This is a genomic window from Janthinobacterium sp. SUN100 (assembly GCF_030397705.1).
In the GTDB taxonomy this organism is placed as follows: domain Bacteria; phylum Pseudomonadota; class Gammaproteobacteria; order Burkholderiales; family Burkholderiaceae_D; genus Janthinobacterium; species Janthinobacterium kumbetense.
On record NZ_JAPUBU010000001.1, the window covers coordinates 2,745,393 to 2,761,060 of the forward strand.

Sequence of the window (15,668 nt, forward strand, 5' to 3'; positions counted from 1 at the left end):
ACTACCTCTTTAGTTTTTTATTGTTACAGATAAGCACATAGGGCACATTATGACGCAGTTGGAGCAAATACAAAATTTTTAGCCGCGCGGATGATGCTGCGCATGCAGCAGTTTCAGCCGTTCGCGGGCCACATGCGTGTAAATCTGCGTGGTGGAAATATCGGAGTGCCCCAGTAACAATTGCACAACACGCAAGTCCGCGCCATGGTTGAGCAAATGCGTGGCGAACGCATGGCGCAAGGTGTGCGGCGACAGCGGCACCGTGATGCCAGCGCTCAGCGCGTGTTTCTTGATGATGACCCAGAACATTTGCCGCGTCATGGCGCCGCCGCGCCGCGTGACGAACAGCGCATCGTCCATCTGCCCATCGAGGATGACGCCGCGCGCTTCCTTCAGGTAGCGCTCGATCCACAGCCGCGCCTGCTCGCCGAACGGCACCAGGCGCGTCTTGCTGCCCTTGCCCGTGATGCGCAGCACGCCATCGTTCAGGCTCAATTCCACCGATTTCAAATCCACCAGTTCCGACACGCGCAAGCCGCTCGCATACATGAGCTCCAGCATCGTGCGTTCGCGCAGGCCCAGCGGCGTGCTCACGTCGGGCGCCGCCAGCAAGGCTTCCACCTGCGCTTCGCTCAAGGTGTGCACGAAGCGCGCCGGCTGCTTGGCCGAGACCATCTTCAGGCACGGATCGGCCGCGATATGCTTGTGCCGCAAGGCCAGCTGGTAAAAGCGCTTGAGCACGGACAAGCGCCGGTTCGACGAGGTCGCCTTGCTCTCGTCGTGGCGGGCCGCGAAATACGCGTCGATATCGGCCGTGGATACCTCGTACAGGCCCTCGCGCCCGGGCCGGTTCACTTCCAGCCAGCGCGCGAACAGGCGCATGTCGCGCCGGTAGGCGTCCAGCGAGTTCTTCGACAGGCCGTCTTCCAGCCACAGGCTGTCGCAGAATTCATCGATCAGGGTAGTGTTGTCGGGCGCCAGCAGGCTGTTCATCATCGTTTGGACCACCCCATGCCCTCGACGCCTTCATGCGCCAGCAGCCAGCGCTTGACACCCAGGTGGAAGCCCGTCGCATCGTCGTGGTGGGCAAAGCCGCCCAGGCCGCCAGCGGCCGTGACCCGGTGGCACGGTATGACCACGGGAAACCAGTTGGCGCCGCAGGCCTGGCCCACGGCGCGCGGCGCCGAGCCGATCAGGCGCGCCACGTCGCCATACGTGCGCACCTGGCCACGCGGAATGCTGGCAATCGCTGCCCATACGCGTTGCTGGTAGGCGCTGCCCGCGTCTGCCAGTGGCAGGTCAAAGACATAATCGGGATCAAGGAAATAGCGCGCCAGTTGCTGGCACGCCCGCTCGGAGACGGCATCCTGCGCGTCTTTTTCCGCAAAGTGCGGCGGCAGGTAGACCAGTTCGCGCAGCTGGCCATCCTGCGTGCGCACGCCCATGGCGCCGAACGGCGCGGCCACGATGGCGCTGAACAGTTCACTGCCCTGTTGTTTTTTCATCTGCTGATCAAATTTCAAGTGTGGCATATATACAACCTGCCGGCGCATCTGGCTGCGCCCCGGTGATTATGCACCGACTTTGGGCGTGCCGGCGGACGTTTCCCCCCGCACGAAAAAAAAGCGCACCAGTCGGTGCGCTTCAAATATTGCTTCACGTTCCCGGTCGTTTGGGTCCGCCGGTGCCGGCTTGTGGCCGCAGACAGCTATGACTCAACAACTTCTGTGAAACGTGTGTCTCCTCAATATATCCCCGGTATCAATACCGTTTTTATAGACCACTCCCCCACTAACCTTGTTACCAATTCTGTATTTCAGCCTTGCTACCAGGGCGCATATGCATATACGTGTTTCCCCTTAAGGCTGCTCATCATAGCGCATTTATTCGGCCGGATCGACTTTTTTTGCACCATGACGGGGACAACTGTTTTAGTTGTAAATTAAATTTGGCAACCACAGCGAGATTTGTGGTACGTAGGTAATCAGCACGAGGAAGCCCAGCATCGTCAGCAGCCACGGCATCACGGCCACGGTCAGCTCCGAGATGCCCATCTTGGTGATGCCGGACGCCACGTACAGGTTCAGGCCCACGGGCGGATGGCACATGCCGACCTCCATATTGACCACGATCAAGATGCCGAAGTGCACAGGGTCGATGCCCAGCTTCATAGCCACGGGGAACAGAATCGGTGCCATGATCAGCACGATGGACGACGGTTCCATGACGTTACCAGCCAACAACAGCAGCACGTTGACCACCAACAAGAAGCTGATCACGCCCAGGCCCTTGCCTGTGATCCATTCGGCCATCGCTTGCGGAATGTTTTCGCTGGTCATCAGGAACGAGAACAGCACGGCATTCGTGATGATGTACAACAGCATCGCCGACATGGCGGCCGAATCGAGCAAGACCTTGCCCACTTGCTTGATCTTCAAGTCCTTGTAGACGAAGACAGCGATGATGAAGGCGTACACGGCGGCCATGGCGGCCGCTTCCGTCGGCGTGAAGGCGCCCGAATAGATGCCGCCCATGACGATGACGATCAGCAGCAAGCCCCAGGCGCTCTTCTTGAACGTCACGAAGCGCTCGCTCCAGCTGGCCTTTTTCATGCGTGGATAATTGTGCTTGCGCGCCAAGAACCACGTGGTCAGGCCCAGCAGCATGGCCAGCATCATGCCGGGAATCACGCCCGCCATGAACAGTTTGCCGACGGACGTGTTGGTGCTGACGGAATACATCACCATCACGATCGATGGCGGTATCAAAATGCCCAGGGCGCCCGAGGTGGTGATGACGCCGGCGCCGAAACCGCGCGGGTAGCCCTGCTTGACCATGGCCGGCAGGATGATGGAGCCGATCGCCACCACCGTGGCGGGGCTGGAACCGGAGACGGCGGCAAACAGCGCGCACGCCATCACGCCGGCCAGCGCCAGGCCGCCATGCCAGTGTCCCACCATGGAGCTGGCGAAGTTGATCATGCGCCGCGCCACCCCGCCATGCGTGAGGAAGTTGCCCGCCAAAATGAAGAACGGGATGGCCATGATTTCGAATTTTTCGATGCCCGTGAAAATCTTCAGGGCCACCGATTCGATGGGCACGCTGGTCATGGTGAACAGGAAGGTGAGTACCGTCAGGCCCAGCGAAATGGAAATCGGCATGCCGGTCAGCATCAGCACCAGCAGCAATACAAAGATGATCAGCGCGTTCATGCCTTGGCTCCTTTTTCTTCCGCCGTCAATTCGTCTTCCAGCCCCTCGACATGCGAGTGGTCGTGTTTCGGCAAGGCGCCCGTCTTGATGAAATGCACCATCACCTGCAGGAAGCGGAAGCACATCAGGTAGGAACCGAGCGGCACGGCCAGGTAGACCAGCCACATCGGCACTTCCATGTCGGCCGACGTCTGGTCCGTGTGGCCGATCGACCACACGAAGCTGGCGCCCAGCGTGCCCACGATGCCCGTAAACAGGGCGCCGGCCCCCAGGCCGAAGACGATGAAACGGTCGCGCCAGCGGGGATTCATGCGGTTGATCAAGACGTCGACGCCCACGTGGATGCCCGTGCGCACGCCGTACGCGGCGCCGAACTTGGCCATCCAGACGAACATGTAGATGCACAGTTCCTGGGCCCAGCTGGTATTGATTTGAATCAGGAAGTCTTGCACGACGGGGATCGGCAAGCCGGCCAGATAGCGGTGCACGACCGCGACGAAGATGATGAAGGTGGCGGCGCCCATCAGGGTCGCGATCAGCCACTCTTCCAGGTGATCCAGAAATTTCATGGTGGACTTTCAAAGAATGCGGGTACACGCACTCCCGCGCAGGACGCGCAGGAGTCGTTCAAACGAACTGGCAGGGATGGCCTGCCTGCCGCGCCAGGCGGCGCGGCGCGCTACAGCCAGCGGCTTACTTCGCGCTTTCCTTGTTGATGGCCGAGATCAGATCCTTGCCGATGCGCGCTTCCATGGCCTTCTGCACGGGCGCCAGAGCCTTGCGCCATTCGGCCTGCTCCTGCACCGTCAGGGTATAGATCTGCGTCCTGCCCGCCTTCTTGATGGCGTCGAGGGCCTGGTCATTGTCGCGCTGGGCGATGGCTTTTTCAAACGTGGTCGCCTCGCGCATGGCTTTTTCCAGCTGGCCGCGGATTTCGGGCGGCAAGCCATCCCAGAATTTCTTGTTGACGATGACGGCATAGCCCAGGTAGCCGTGGTTCGACACGGTCACGTGCTTTTGCACTTCATGCATCTTTTGCGTGTACATATTCGATGGCGGATTTTCCGTGCCGTCGACCACGCCCGTCTGCAGCGCCTGATACACTTCCGAGAAGGCCAGCACCTGCGGGTTGGCGCCCAGCGCGCGCATCTGCGCGTCGAGCACCTTCGACGACTGGATGCGCATTTTCAGACCCTTGAAGTCGGCCGGCGTATGCAGCGGCTTGTTGGCCGACATCACCTTGAAGCCGTTATCCCAGTAGGCCAGGCCCGTGATACCCTTGGGTTCCAGTTTTTTCAGCAGGCTCTTGCCGATTTCGCCTTCGGTGACGTTGTACAGCGCCGTCTTGGTGGGGAAGATGTAGGGCAGGTCGAACGCTTCGAATTCCTTTACGCCCAGGGGGCCGAACTTGGCCAGCGACGGCGCCAGCATCTGCACGGCGCCCAGCTGCAGGGCTTCGAGTTCTTCCTTGTCCTTGTACAGCTGGCTGTTCGGGTAGAGTTCGACCTTGACCTTGCCATTCGTGGCTTTTTCGGCCAGCTGCTTGAAGCGCTCGGCGGCCTGGCCTTTCGGCGTATCGGTGGCCACGACGTGGCTGAATTTGATGACGATCGGCGCTTGCGCGTAGGCGTGGACGCCGGCGGTGGCGCCGATCGCGGCGCACAGCGCGACGAACAGGGTTTTCATTGGCGGCAGTTGCATTTTTGTCTCCTGAGTGGTTTTGTAAAAAACTTTATTTTTTGTCTACTTGGATATTGTGCTAAAGAAACTACTCCGGCTATTGTGGTTAACCACAATAGCCGGCTCCCGATAAGCCGCTACCCTGCCAGCCATGCCGACTTCCCCCACCTTTGCGCGCCGCTTCAAGCTATCGAGCCCGATGCGCTGGCTGCTGCCCGTCATCCTGCTGCTGCTGTTCCTGTCCATCCTGTTCTGGCTGCCCTGGCAGGCGCGCCAGATGGAAAGCAACGAGCGCCAGGAGCAACTGATCGCCGACACCCTGTGGGTGGAGCAAACCATCCGCTTCCAGCTGGCGCGCAACGAGGAAAGCCTGTTCAACCTGGGCGTGGACATCGCCAGCGCCTCTCTGGGCGCGGAAAAAGTGCACGAACGGCTGCAGCAGATGCTGCGCAATGGCCGCGAACTGCAGCGCGTGCTGTGGCTCGACACCAGCGGCAAGGTGCTGGCCACCAGCGACAACAGCCTGCCGCATGCGCTGTCGTTTTCGGCGGCCTCGCTGACGGCGGCCGACAATGCACGCCGCCTGCACCGGGGCCAATATGCCCAGCCTTCGCAGCAAAGCGGCTTTCCCGATGCGCCGCCGGGCGCCATGCTGATGGATTACCACCAGCCCCTGTTCGACGGCCAGCGCTATGTCGGCAGTCTGGTGGCCACCTACCAGATCAGCAGCCTGCTCGATGAAATGGTGCCGTGGTGGTTTGCGCAGGATAACCAGATCTCCTTGATCGACCGCGACGACAAGGTGCTGGCGCGGCGCGCCGCGGCCGGCCCCGGCCACGGCGTGTACACGCACAAGCGCGCGCTCGACGTGCCCGGCGCCACCATCACCCTGTTTACCGACAGCGTGAAAAGCCAGCCCAAGCTGCTGCCCAATCTGCTGGTCGGCTCCGTCATCGCCCTGTCGCTGGGACTGCTGTGGAGCTTGCTGGCCCTGTGGCGGCATATTTCGCGCCGCCTGGTGGCCGAAGGCGCGCTGCGCCAGCAGATGCTGTTTCGCACGGCGATGGAAAACTCGCTGGTGACGGGCATGCGCGCGCGCGACCTGGAAGGGAGAGTCACATACGTCAATCCCGCGTTCTGCCAGATCGTCGGCTATCCGCCCGAGGAAATCCTGGGGCGCCTGCCGCCCATGCCCTACTGGGTGCCCGAGGCGCTGGAAGAATACCAGCAGCGCTTCGTCAAGGCGCTGGCCGGCAATCCCACGCCGCAGTTCGAAACCTATTTCCAGCGCCCGGACGGCACGCGCGTGCCCGTGCTGATCTTCGAGGCCCCGCTGGTGGACAAGAACGGCCAGCAGACGGGCTGGATGGGTTCCGTGCTCGACATCTCGGACCGCAAGCGGGTCGAGGAATTGAATCGCCAGCAGCAGGAAAAACTGCAAACGAGTTCGCGCCTGGCCACCATGGGCGAGCTGGCGTCGATGCTGGCGCATGAATTAAATCAGCCGCTGGCGGCCATTTCCAGCTACACGACGGGCGCGCTGAACCTGATTCGCCGCGCCATCGAGCATGACGCCCCCGTCGATCCGGGCACATTAAAACCGGCGCTGGAACAGGCCAGCGCGCAGGCGCAGCGGGCCGGCCAGATCATCCGCAGCGTGCACGATTTCGTGCGCAAGAGCGAGCCGCAACGCCAGGATATCGCCATCCGCACCCTGATCGACGGCATCCGCGCGCTGATCGACCTGCAGGCGCGCAAATACTATGTCACCATCCAGGAAGAGCTGCCGCCGGACCTGCCGCTGCTGCGTGCCGATCCCGTGATGATCGAGCAAGTGCTGCTGAACCTGACCCGCAACGCCATCGAAGCGATGCAGGATGCGGCGCCGGGACGGCGTATCATGCGCCTGCGGGCCAGCCACGACGCGCAGCAAGGCATGGTGACGGTGGACGTGATCGACCATGGCCACGGCATCCCGCAGGACGTGGCCGAGCGGCTGTTTTCGCCGTTTTTCTCGACCAAGTCCGAAGGCATGGGCATGGGCCTGAACATCTGCCGCACCGCCATCGAATTTCACGGCGGCGCGCTGACCTTCGGCGCCAACCCCGCTGGCGGTACGATCTTTACATTCAGCGTGCCGGCCGCGCCGCGCGCGCCGCACTCGCCTTAACGAATAACGCATAACGACAATCCGGAGACACCATGCTGCACATCATTGACGACGAAGAGGTCGTACGCGACTCCCTGTCCTGGCTGGCCGCCTCGCGCAGCATCGAGGCGCGCAACTACGCCAGCGCCCAGCAATTCCTCGATAGCCTGGACGGCAGCTTCGACGCCGCCGGCGACTGCGTGCTGCTCGACGTGCGCATGCCCGACATGAACGGCATCGCCCTGTTCGACCAGCTGGTCAAGCGCGACCTGACAGCGCGCCTGCCCGTGATTTTCCTCACCGGCCACGGCGACGTGCCGATGGCCGTCGACAGCCTGAAACGGGGCGCCTTCGATTTCTTTGAAAAGCCGTTCAACGACAACGACCTGATGGACCGCGTGCAGCAGGGACTGGCCAACTCGCGCCAGGCAGGCGAACTGGCTGCCGTGCACGCGCGCCTGGCCACCCTGTCGACGCGCGAGCGCGAAGTGCTGGACCTGATTCTGGCGGGGAAGATGAACAAGGTGGTGGCCGACAAGCTGGGCATCAGCATGCGCACCGTGGAAGTCCACCGCGCGCATATCTTCGACAAGATGCAGGTCAAGACGGCGGTGGAGCTTGCGGGGTTGTTGAAGTAGACTGAAATCCGGCGTCAGACCCCGGATCGAGGTTTCAAGTATCTAATCAGTCGTCGTGATGCTCATGGTGCTCTTCCACGCCATGCTTCCAGTAGCTGGCCACGTGCAGATGCTGCTTCGGCACCCCGGCGTCGATGAAATGCCCGCGCAAGCCCTGCACCTGCGCATGCTCGCACGCCACCCACACGTAGCCATCGCCATCCTGCGGCAAGGCGACCTGCGCCAATTCCTCCAGCAGCAGCGGTCCCTTGCGGCCATGGCGCGCCACCCAGCGCACGTCCAGCTGCGCCGCGCTGTCCAACGCGATCTGTTCGCCGTTTTCGACGATCTCGATCACGGCCGTCGCGCGCGCCGTGGCCGGCAGCTGCTCCAGGCGGCGGGCAATGGCCGGCAAGGCCGTCTGGTCGCCCACCAGCACATACCAGTCGAAATCAAGCGGCACCAGCATCGAGCCGCGCGGTCCGCCCACGCCCAGGGTCTGGCCGGGTGCAGCTTGCGCCGCCCAGCTGGCTGCGGGGCCGTCGCCATGCAGCACGAAGTCGATTTCCAGCTCGCGCCGCGCCGCGTCGTAGCGGCGCGGCGTGTAGTTGCGGGCGATGGGACGCGCGCCTTCCCCATACTGGATGGGATTCGCGCCATTGCCCAGCATGGGAAACACGGGAGTGGTCTCGCCGGAGGCGGGGAAGAACAGTTTCACGTGGTCGTCGTGCGCCGGCGAGACAAATCCCTCCAGGTCGTCGCCCGCCAGGGTGATGCGGCGCATGTGGGGCGTCAGCTGCTCGGTGCGCACGACGGTGAGCACGCGCAGTTTCAAGTCATGCCGCACGCGCTCGATGGCATGCGGACGTGGTGCGGCAGTTGAGTCAGTAGTCATTGCTTATCCTTGTAAAGTAGGCTCAGTGGCCGTCGACGATGGCGTTGGCCGCCTGTTCCAGCACGGCCGAGACGCGCTCGGCTTCCGCGTCGCTCCAGCTGGTCTTGTTCAGCAAGAGCGCATGCTTGAGGGTGTGCATGGCCTGGCGCACGCGCTCGGGCAAGGCGTTGCGCGCCTGGACGCGGGCAAACATGTCGAGGCGCGCCAGGATGCCGTCCACCTGGGCGCGGTTCTCGTCGAGGTAGGCGCGGCCCAGGTCCGTGATCGTGTAGAGCTTTTTGCCGCTGGCGCTTTCGGAGGACGTCACGTGGTCCTGCTCTTCCAGCAGGGTCAGGGTCGGATACACGGCGCCCGGGCTGGGGGCATAGGCGCCGCCGCAACGTTCTTCGATGGCCTTGATGATTTCATAGCCGTGGCGGGGGCTGATCTCGATCAGCGCCAGCACGATCAGCGGCAGATCGCCGCGGCCGAAGACGCGCTCGGCCCGTTCGCCGCGCCCGCCCCTGCCACCGGGGCCGCCAGGGCCCATGCCGTCGCCGCGCTCGTCGAAGCCGCGCGGACCGCGGCCATGCATGGCGTATTCGCCGCGGTGGTCGTGACAGTGCTCGCCGTGATGGTGGTGATGATGTTGGCCGCAATGGCCGTGTTCTGCGTGGTGTGAGTTTCTCATGTTTTCTCTTTAAAGATATATCGTTAGTAGGTATCGACATTTTATAACGATATATCGATAAGTCAAGGAGAAATTTGTTATGCTCGTCTTTCTCCAATCGACATGTCCCTGCCATGCCTGACAAAACCACCGCTGACAAAATGTATGTGAAAAATGCCAAAGCCCTGGCCGTGCTCAATGACGGCGGCGAACACGATGCCCTGCTGGCGCAACTGCCGGCCGAGCGGCGGGTGAATGAAGGAGAAAACGCCGACTGGATCGTGCTGTTCGCGCGCAGCCGCGCGGAACTGGAGCAATTCCTGCCGGTGGCGCAGGCGCGCCTGGCGCCCGGCGGCGCGGTCTGGGTGGCGTACCGCAAGGGTGGCGTGAAGGCGGGCAGCGACATCCACCGCGACGATATCCGCAATTTTGCGCAAACCATAGGACTCGACAGCGTGGCAATGATCGCCATCGACGCAAACTGGTCGGCGCTGCGCCTGAAGCAGGCTTGAGAGGGAGTTAAACGACGCCGTGCAAGGCCAGCGCCCACTCGACGTGCTCGCGCACGATGGCCGACGGGTGCTCGCGGCGCGACAGCAGGGCCGCGACGATGTCGGCCTGGCCCCGGGCCTTGGCAGCCGCGTTGCCCATGCCGACGGCCAGGTTGCGCAGCCAGCGTTCATGGCCGATGCGGCGAATCGCGCTGCCTTCCATGCGGCGGTTGAATTCTTCTTCCGTCCAGGCGAACAGCTCCACCATGCCGGCGCTGCCCAGGCTGTGGCGCTCGTCGAAATCGGGCACCACGGCGCGCTGAGCGAACTTGTTCCACGGGCAGACGGTCTGGCAATCGTCGCAGCCGTACACCTTGTTGCCGATCAAAGGCCGCATCTCGACGGGAATGGCGCCCTTCAATTCGATGGTCAGGTAGGAGATGCAGCGGCGCGCATCGAGCTTGTGCGGCCCCAGGATGGCTTGCGTGGGGCACACCGTGATGCATGCCGAGCACTGGCCGCAGCGCGGCGTTTCCGGCGGATCGACCGGCAGCGGCACGTCGATGAGGATCTCGCCAAGGAAAAAGAAGGAGCCGCCCTGGCGGTTGATCAGCAAGGTGTGCTTGCCGCGCCAACCCAAGCCGCCCTTTTGCGCCAGCTCGACTTCCATCACGGGCGCCGAATCGCTGAAGACGCGGTAGCCGAAGTCGCCGATTTCGCCCTTGATGCGCTCGGCCAGCTGCTGCAGGCGCGAACGCATCACCTTGTGGTAGTCGCGGCCCCGCGCATACACGGAGATCACGGCCGCCGCGGGATCGGCGTCGCGCGCCGCCTCGCGTTCGCGCCAGTCGGGCCCCAGCGCCGGCGGCAGGTAATTCATGCGCGCGCTGATGGCGCGCACCGTGCCCGGCACCAGTTCGGCCGGGCGGGCGCGCTTCATGCCGTGGCTGGCCATGTAATCCATTTCGCCGTGATACCCTGCATCGAGCCAGGCTTGCAAGGGCGCTTCCATGTGCGACAGGTCCACGTCGGCGATGCGCACCTCGGCAAAACCCAGCTCGCGCCCCCATTCTTTGATGGTGCGCGCCAAGGCGGCGAGATCGGTGACGGTGGCGGACATAGGGGACTTTACGGAAAACGGCAGGCGCGCGGGCGGTTACAATGACAGCAGCCTCCATTTTATGCGATACAGAAGATAATGACCGAACACTTCAAAGCCCACCTCCACGACGAAGCCGGCACCGCCGCGCTGGGCGCCGCGCTGGCGCGCGCGCTGGCGCCTGGCCTGGCGATCTACCTGCACGGCGACCTGGGTGCCGGCAAGACTGCCCTGACCCGTGCCCTGCTGCACGCGGCCGGCCATGCTGGACACGTGAAAAGCCCCACCTACACCTTGTCCGAACCGTACACGGTGCAGCTCGATGGCCAGAGCGTCAACGTCATCCACTTCGACCTGTACCGCATGGGCAGCGCCGAGGAGTTCCTCGACGCCGGTTTTCGCGAAGACTTCGACGGCCGCAATATCTGCATCGTCGAATGGCCGGAGAAAGCCGAACCGGTGCTGCCGCCGGCGGACCTGAATATTTATTTGAACGTTGCGGGTACAGGACGTGATGTAGAATTGCAAGCGTCTTCTGAATTGGGTCTGTCATGCCTTCACCGTCTCAAATTCGCCCCGAACCTTTGATTTCCTCGCCCATCACCCGGCGCACGGTGCTCAAGGCCGGCGGCACCCTGCTGTTGTCCGTGTTCGCGCCCATGTCGGCGATGGCGGCGCAAATTCTCGCCGTGCGCGTCTGGCCGGCAGAGGACTATACCCGCGTCACCCTGGAAAATGACAGCATCCTCAAGGCGACCCACTTCATCGTCAAGGATCCAGAACGGCTGGTGGTCGACATCGAAGGGCTGGAACTCAATCCCACCCTGAAGGGCCTGGTGGCGAAGATCCAATCGAACGACCCGTATATCAAGCAGGTGCGCGTGGGCCAGAACCGGCCCAACGTGGTGCGCCTGGTGTTCGACCTGAAAGAGGAAGTCACGCCGCAGCTGTTTACCCTGCCGCCGGCCGGCTCCTACAACCACCGTTTGATCTTCGACCTGTATCCCGTGCGCGAGCCGGACCTGATCGCGCAGATGATCGAAAAGGGCGACTGGTCGAGCGACCCGGCCAAGCCGCCCATGGCCGGCACGCATACGCCGCCGCCCGCGCTGCCCCTGCCCGAGAGCGGCAAGCCGCCCGTGGCCGCCGTGGCGCCGCCGGTAGCGCCCATCGTGCCGCCCGTACCCGATATCCGTCCGGAGCAGCGCCCCGAAGCGCGCCCGCTGCCGGGCCAGAAAGTGGTGCGCATGATTACCATCGCGCTCGATCCCGGCCACGGCGGCGAAGACCCGGGCGCCATGGGCAGCCGGGGCAGCCGCGAAAAGGATGTCGTGCTGGCCATCGCCAAGCGCCTGAAAACCAAGCTGGAACTGCAGCCCAACATGCGCGTCATGCTCACGCGCGATGCCGACTTCTTTGTCCCGCTGGGCATGCGCGTGGAAAAGGCGCGCAAGGTGCAGGCCGACCTGTTCGTCTCGATCCACGCCGACGCCTTCATCCAGCCGACGGCGCGCGGTTCGTCCGTCTTCGTGCTGTCGGAAAAAGGCGCCACCTCGACGGCGGCGCGCTGGCTGGCCAACAAGGAAAACCAGGCCGATTTGATCGGCGGCGTCAACGTGAAGAACCACGACAAGCAGCTGGCCAGCGTGCTGCTCGACCTGTCGACGACGGCGCAGATCAATGACAGCATGAAGCTGGGCAAGGCCGTGCTGCGCGAAATCGGCGGCATCAACCGCCTGCACAAGGGTTCCGTCGAGCAGGCCGGCTTCGCCGTGCTGAAGGCGCCCGACATTCCCTCCATCCTGATCGAGACGGCGTTCATCTCGAACCCGGAAGAGGAAGCCAAGCTGACCGACAACGGCTACCAGGACCAGATGGCCGACGCCATCGTCACGGGCATCAAGAATTACTTTGCCAAGAATCCGCCGCTGGCGAAAAGCCGCCTGACCTGACATGAAAGCCTAGCATGAGCAACAGCACTTTTGGCCAGCTGCCGGCCGTGACCATCCGCGCCGCCGACGGTGCGCAGGCGACCGTCACCCTGTACGGCGGCCACCTGGTCTCGTGGCGGACCAGCGATGGCCAGGAGCGCCTGTTCTGCAGCCGCGCATCGAGCCTCGATGGTAGCCGCGCCATCCGTGGCGGCGTGCCCGTGATCTTCCCCCAGTTCGGCGCGCGCGGCACGGGCATGCGCCACGGCTTTGCGCGCGTGGCGACATGGCAGCTGGAATCGACGGGCGACGCCGATGGCGCAGCCTGGGCGCAATTTGCGCTGACCCAGGCCGACTTGCCGGAAGCGATCGCCGCCACCTGGCCCTGGGCCTTCACCCTGCGCCTGCGCGTGGTCGTCAAGGCACAGGCGCTGGAACTGCGTCTGTCCGTGCACAACACGGGCGGGCAGGCGTTTCCATTCTCGGCCGCCCTGCACAGCTATTTTGCGATCGATCAATTGAGCGAGGCGCGCGTGGGCGGCTTGCAGCGCGTGCGCTATTCGGACGAGACGCCGCAAGACGCCTTGCAGGCGGAAGAGGTGCTGCAATTCGCGGACAAGCTGGACCGCATCTACTACCAGTTGCCGGGCGCCTTGAGCCTGCAATCCGGCAGCCATACCCTGCGCCTGGAACAGCAGGGCTTTACGGATGCCGTCGTGTGGAACCCGGGGGCGCAAGACGCGGCCGCCCTGTCCGACCTGGACGACGACGAGTACCAGCGCTTCCTCTGCATCGAGCCGGCCCTGATCCAGCCCGATACGCTGGCTGCCGGCGCCGAATGGACCGGCCGCCAGCGCCTTGAATTTACCTAAGAGTGACTGAACAAGTCCAGGGCTAGGCGCCTCGCCGAAGGCAGTACGCATGTACGACGAGGCGGGGTAACAACGCCATGGGCTTTTCTCAGGCGCGCTTAATTTGATTCCTTGATGATGCGGCCGTTGGCAGGCTGGATCGGGCGCGCATTCAAGGGATACAAACGGCTGAACAGCGCCATCTGCGCCGGCGAAGCCTGGACCGGCTGCTTCATCACCATCCACAGCACGCCTTCGCTGCAAGGCGGCTCCGTCATCGATCCCATGTAGGTGTAGTAATCGCGCCGCGTCGGCAGCATCTCGGCCGGGTCGAGCAGGATGGTCGGCTGCATGGTCTCGAATTTTTCCAGCGGCAGGTTATTCCACACGGTCTGGATGGTCGCCTGCGGCGCGCCCCGCTCCAGCAACAACGCCAGCACGGCTTGCCGGCCTTCCGCATCGCGGTGCACCAGATGCACCACCATCTCGAAAGCCTTGCCATTGATGCGCTCTTCGGACGGCCGGTGGAAATGGAATTGCTGCAGCTCGAACATGCGGTTCTGCACCGTGATGTAATTGCCGCCGCTGACGCCCACCTGCACCGTGTGGCCATTGTCGACCACATTGAACGACGACGGGTGGTAGTCAAAGCTGATCTGTTCAAGCTCCACCTTCATGCCATCGCGGATATCGATCGGCGACTGGCGGCTGCCATTGCCGCACTTGGACCAGTCGACATTGATCTTGCTCCAGTTGGACGGGCCGCTGTCGCCCTCGTACGACCAGTGCGTGCCGCGCGGCACGGGTGGCGGTGGCGGCGGCGCGGCCTTCACCACGGCGGCGCGCTTGGCGCGGGCGGCGGCGCGGGCCGCCTGAGTGGCGCGCATTTCCGCCAGGCGCGCCGCGATGCGTTCGGACAGGTCGACTTCGGCCGCTTCTTCCTTCTCGCGCGCCGTCGGCGCGACGACGACAGGCGCCTTGGCCTCCTTGCCCTTCACCGATTCGGTCAGGGTTTTCATGGCGGCCGCACGCGCCGACGCCGACATGGGCGCGGATGCAGCGGCGCTCGCCGAAGCGGGGGCATCTTTGGCGCTTGCCATGGCCGCCATCGCGGCAAGGCTGCAAGCTAACAGGGCGCTCAAATGTCGCATGGAAATCCAGAAAGTGAGAATACCCTCTGGTTTACGGCTGGAAAGCAACAAAACTTGAATCAGGGCGGGAGTAAAACAGAAACAAGACAGAGAAAAACGGGATCCGGGGCCGGCTGCGGGCTGTGCCGCAGCGCGCTGACCCCGGATCCATGCGGCCTTACGCCGACTTGCCGACCATACGCTTGTAGAGTTTCCACATGCCGCCCAGCACCACCGGCACGACGGCGGCGCCAACTCCGATCAGCACGATCAAGGTCAGGTGGTCGCGGATCCATGGGATATTGCCGAAGAAGTAACCGGCCGTCACCAGACCGACCACCCACAACAGGGCGCCCGTCACGTTGTACATCTGGAAGCGCGCATGCGTCATGTCGGAAATGCCGGCCACGAACGGCGCGAAGGTGCGCACCACCGGCACGAAACGGGCCAGGATGATGGTCTTGCCACCGTGCTTTTCAAAGAATTCATGCGTGCGGCGCATGGCATCCTTGTTGATCCAGCGGTAATCGTGGGTAAACACCCTTTGCCCGATGGCCTCGCCTATCCAGTAATTGAGCGTGTTGCCCGTGACGGCGGCCGTCACCAGCAAGGCTATCAGCAAGCCCAGATGCATCTGTCCCGTCGCGCAAAACGCGCCGGCGATAAACAATAAGGTATCCCCAGGGAAGAAAAACAGCACCACGAGGCCTGTCTCGCAAAAAATAATGGCAAACAGCACCGCATACACGAGGGTACCGTACTGCTCGATCAAGAGACCCAGCGTCTTGTCGACATGCACGATCATGTCGAGGAATTGCACAAAATCCATATATTTTTCCCTAAAGGTAGCGGCGGAATCATACACCACCCGGCCAGCGCAACGGCAGTCCCCAGGCCGATATTTCGTGATTAATTCGGCAGCGCCCTTGGCGGCGTGGCATTTTAAGTAAAGGTTAAGGAAACG

At 63.1% G+C, this 15,668-nt stretch carries 17 protein-coding genes; 7 read left to right on the plus strand and 10 right to left on the minus strand.

From position 1 onward, the window contains the following. Positions 1-78: 78 nt before the first annotated feature. The 5 genes from xerD to O0881_RS12110 all read right to left on the minus strand — a co-directional run bounded on the left by xerD (position 79) and on the right by O0881_RS12110 (position 4,898). Entirely contained in the window at positions 79-996 is a 918-nt protein-coding gene (xerD, locus tag O0881_RS12090) for a site-specific tyrosine recombinase XerD (RefSeq protein ID WP_289911410.1), read from the minus strand. After that, positions 993-1,505 carry a methylated-DNA--[protein]-cysteine S-methyltransferase gene (locus O0881_RS12095; RefSeq protein WP_289911411.1) on the minus strand — a complete coding sequence of 171 codons (513 nt, stop codon included), beginning with the start codon at positions 1,503-1,505 and terminating at the stop codon, positions 993-995. The genes xerD and O0881_RS12095 overlap by 4 nt, the downstream gene beginning before the upstream one ends. 426 nt (positions 1,506-1,931) lie before the next feature. Then, positions 1,932-3,212 carry a TRAP transporter large permease subunit gene (locus O0881_RS12100; protein WP_289911412.1) on the minus strand — a complete coding sequence of 427 codons (1,281 nt, stop codon included), beginning with the start codon at positions 3,210-3,212 and terminating at the stop codon, positions 1,932-1,934. Further along, on the minus strand, positions 3,209-3,781 hold the full coding sequence (locus O0881_RS12105; RefSeq protein WP_251351765.1) for a TRAP transporter small permease: 573 nt from the start codon (positions 3,779-3,781) through the stop codon (positions 3,209-3,211). Before O0881_RS12105 ends, O0881_RS12100 begins: the two co-directional genes overlap by 4 nt. A gap of 124 nt (positions 3,782-3,905) precedes the next feature. Next, complete coding sequence (locus tag O0881_RS12110; RefSeq protein ID WP_251351784.1) at positions 3,906-4,898, minus strand: TRAP transporter substrate-binding protein; 993 nt, start codon at positions 4,896-4,898, stop codon at positions 3,906-3,908. Between the two features lie 145 nt (positions 4,899-5,043). Between O0881_RS12110 and O0881_RS12115 the strand changes: the two genes are divergently transcribed. Both O0881_RS12115 and O0881_RS12120 read left to right on the plus strand, forming a co-directional pair. Next, positions 5,044-7,062: a PAS domain S-box protein gene (locus O0881_RS12115; RefSeq protein ID WP_289911413.1), complete on the plus strand. Its 2,019-nt coding sequence runs from the start codon at positions 5,044-5,046 to the stop codon at positions 7,060-7,062. A gap of 32 nt (positions 7,063-7,094) precedes the next feature. Further along, positions 7,095-7,679 (plus strand): response regulator, encoded by a 585-nt coding sequence (locus O0881_RS12120; RefSeq protein ID WP_034780029.1) that lies wholly within the window; start codon positions 7,095-7,097, stop codon positions 7,677-7,679. A 46-nt stretch (positions 7,680-7,725) separates the two neighbouring features. On the opposite strand, the gene O0881_RS12125 is transcribed toward O0881_RS12120, so the two are convergent. Both O0881_RS12125 and O0881_RS12130 read right to left on the minus strand, forming a co-directional pair. Then, entirely contained in the window at positions 7,726-8,553 is an 828-nt protein-coding gene (locus O0881_RS12125; protein ID WP_289911414.1) for a siderophore-interacting protein, read from the minus strand. A 22-nt stretch (positions 8,554-8,575) separates the two neighbouring features. Further along, entirely contained in the window at positions 8,576-9,223 is a 648-nt protein-coding gene (locus O0881_RS12130) for a PadR family transcriptional regulator (RefSeq protein WP_289911415.1), read from the minus strand. A 146-nt stretch (positions 9,224-9,369) separates the two neighbouring features. Between O0881_RS12130 and O0881_RS12135 the strand changes: the two genes are divergently transcribed. Further along, positions 9,370-9,714: a DUF3052 family protein gene (locus O0881_RS12135; RefSeq protein ID WP_289911416.1), complete on the plus strand. Its 345-nt coding sequence runs from the start codon at positions 9,370-9,372 to the stop codon at positions 9,712-9,714. 7 nt (positions 9,715-9,721) lie between these two features. On the opposite strand, the gene queG is transcribed toward O0881_RS12135, so the two are convergent. Next, positions 9,722-10,813 (minus strand): tRNA epoxyqueuosine(34) reductase QueG, encoded by a 1,092-nt coding sequence (gene queG, locus O0881_RS12140; protein ID WP_099666599.1) that lies wholly within the window; start codon positions 10,811-10,813, stop codon positions 9,722-9,724. A 78-nt stretch (positions 10,814-10,891) separates the two neighbouring features. Here queG and tsaE point away from each other — a divergent pair, with 78 nt between their 5' ends. The 3 genes from tsaE to O0881_RS12155 are packed head-to-tail and all read left to right on the plus strand — an operon-like array spanning position 10,892 to position 13,595. After that, positions 10,892-11,380 carry a tRNA (adenosine(37)-N6)-threonylcarbamoyltransferase complex ATPase subunit type 1 TsaE gene (tsaE, locus tag O0881_RS12145; protein ID WP_034780043.1) on the plus strand — a complete coding sequence of 163 codons (489 nt, stop codon included), beginning with the start codon at positions 10,892-10,894 and terminating at the stop codon, positions 11,378-11,380. Next, a complete protein-coding gene (locus O0881_RS12150; protein WP_211548112.1) occupies positions 11,344-12,744 on the plus strand; it encodes an N-acetylmuramoyl-L-alanine amidase in 1,401 nt (466 codons plus the stop codon). Before tsaE ends, O0881_RS12150 begins: the two co-directional genes overlap by 37 nt. A 14-nt stretch (positions 12,745-12,758) precedes the next feature. Further along, positions 12,759-13,595: a D-hexose-6-phosphate mutarotase gene (locus tag O0881_RS12155; protein WP_289911417.1), complete on the plus strand. Its 837-nt coding sequence runs from the start codon at positions 12,759-12,761 to the stop codon at positions 13,593-13,595. A 98-nt stretch (positions 13,596-13,693) separates the two neighbouring features. On the opposite strand, the gene O0881_RS12160 is transcribed toward O0881_RS12155, so the two are convergent. After that, a complete protein-coding gene (locus O0881_RS12160; RefSeq protein ID WP_289911418.1) occupies positions 13,694-14,674 on the minus strand; it encodes a carbonic anhydrase family protein in 981 nt (326 codons plus the stop codon). On the opposite strand from O0881_RS12160, the gene O0881_RS12165 reads away from it, so the two are divergent. Continuing rightward, positions 14,592-14,783, plus strand: coding sequence for a hypothetical protein (locus O0881_RS12165; RefSeq protein ID WP_251351786.1), 192 nt, complete (start codon positions 14,592-14,594; stop codon positions 14,781-14,783). The two genes, O0881_RS12160 and O0881_RS12165, sit on opposite strands and share 83 nt — an antisense overlap. A gap of 99 nt (positions 14,784-14,882) precedes the next feature. Here the strand turns inward: O0881_RS12165 and O0881_RS12170 are convergent, their stop codons facing one another. Beyond that, positions 14,883-15,533 carry a VTT domain-containing protein gene (locus tag O0881_RS12170; RefSeq protein WP_071075583.1) on the minus strand — a complete coding sequence of 217 codons (651 nt, stop codon included), beginning with the start codon at positions 15,531-15,533 and terminating at the stop codon, positions 14,883-14,885. Between the last annotated feature and the right edge of the window lie 135 nt (positions 15,534-15,668).

What these genes read in the sequence shown, in the direction of transcription:
- O0881_RS12150 (WP_211548112.1), top strand. Translation starts at nt 11,344, where the DNA reads ATGCCTTCACCGTCTCAAATTCGCCCCGAACCTTTGATTTCCTCGCCC.
- O0881_RS12165 (WP_251351786.1), top strand. Translation starts at nt 14,592, where the DNA reads ATGGCGGCCGCACGCGCCGACGCCGACATGGGCGCGGATGCAGCGGCG.
- O0881_RS12160 (WP_289911418.1), bottom strand. Translation starts at nt 14,674, where the DNA reads ATGGCAAGCGCCAAAGATGCCCCCGCTTCGGCGAGCGCCGCTGCATCC.
- O0881_RS12110 (WP_251351784.1), bottom strand. Translation starts at nt 4,898, where the DNA reads ATGAAAACCCTGTTCGTCGCGCTGTGCGCCGCGATCGGCGCCACCGCC.
- O0881_RS12155 (WP_289911417.1), top strand. Translation starts at nt 12,759, where the DNA reads ATGAGCAACAGCACTTTTGGCCAGCTGCCGGCCGTGACCATCCGCGCC.
- O0881_RS12095 (WP_289911411.1), bottom strand. Translation starts at nt 1,505, where the DNA reads ATGAAAAAACAACAGGGCAGTGAACTGTTCAGCGCCATCGTGGCCGCG.
- tsaE (WP_034780043.1), top strand. Translation starts at nt 10,892, where the DNA reads ATGACCGAACACTTCAAAGCCCACCTCCACGACGAAGCCGGCACCGCC.
- O0881_RS12125 (WP_289911414.1), bottom strand. Translation starts at nt 8,553, where the DNA reads ATGACTACTGACTCAACTGCCGCACCACGTCCGCATGCCATCGAGCGC.
- O0881_RS12120 (WP_034780029.1), top strand. Translation starts at nt 7,095, where the DNA reads ATGCTGCACATCATTGACGACGAAGAGGTCGTACGCGACTCCCTGTCC.
- O0881_RS12170 (WP_071075583.1), bottom strand. Translation starts at nt 15,533, where the DNA reads ATGGATTTTGTGCAATTCCTCGACATGATCGTGCATGTCGACAAGACG.
- O0881_RS12130 (WP_289911415.1), bottom strand. Translation starts at nt 9,223, where the DNA reads ATGAGAAACTCACACCACGCAGAACACGGCCATTGCGGCCAACATCAT.
- O0881_RS12115 (WP_289911413.1), top strand. Translation starts at nt 5,044, where the DNA reads ATGCCGACTTCCCCCACCTTTGCGCGCCGCTTCAAGCTATCGAGCCCG.
- O0881_RS12100 (WP_289911412.1), bottom strand. Translation starts at nt 3,212, where the DNA reads ATGAACGCGCTGATCATCTTTGTATTGCTGCTGGTGCTGATGCTGACC.
- O0881_RS12105 (WP_251351765.1), bottom strand. Translation starts at nt 3,781, where the DNA reads ATGAAATTTCTGGATCACCTGGAAGAGTGGCTGATCGCGACCCTGATG.
- queG (WP_099666599.1), bottom strand. Translation starts at nt 10,813, where the DNA reads ATGTCCGCCACCGTCACCGATCTCGCCGCCTTGGCGCGCACCATCAAA.
- xerD (WP_289911410.1), bottom strand. Translation starts at nt 996, where the DNA reads ATGATGAACAGCCTGCTGGCGCCCGACAACACTACCCTGATCGATGAA.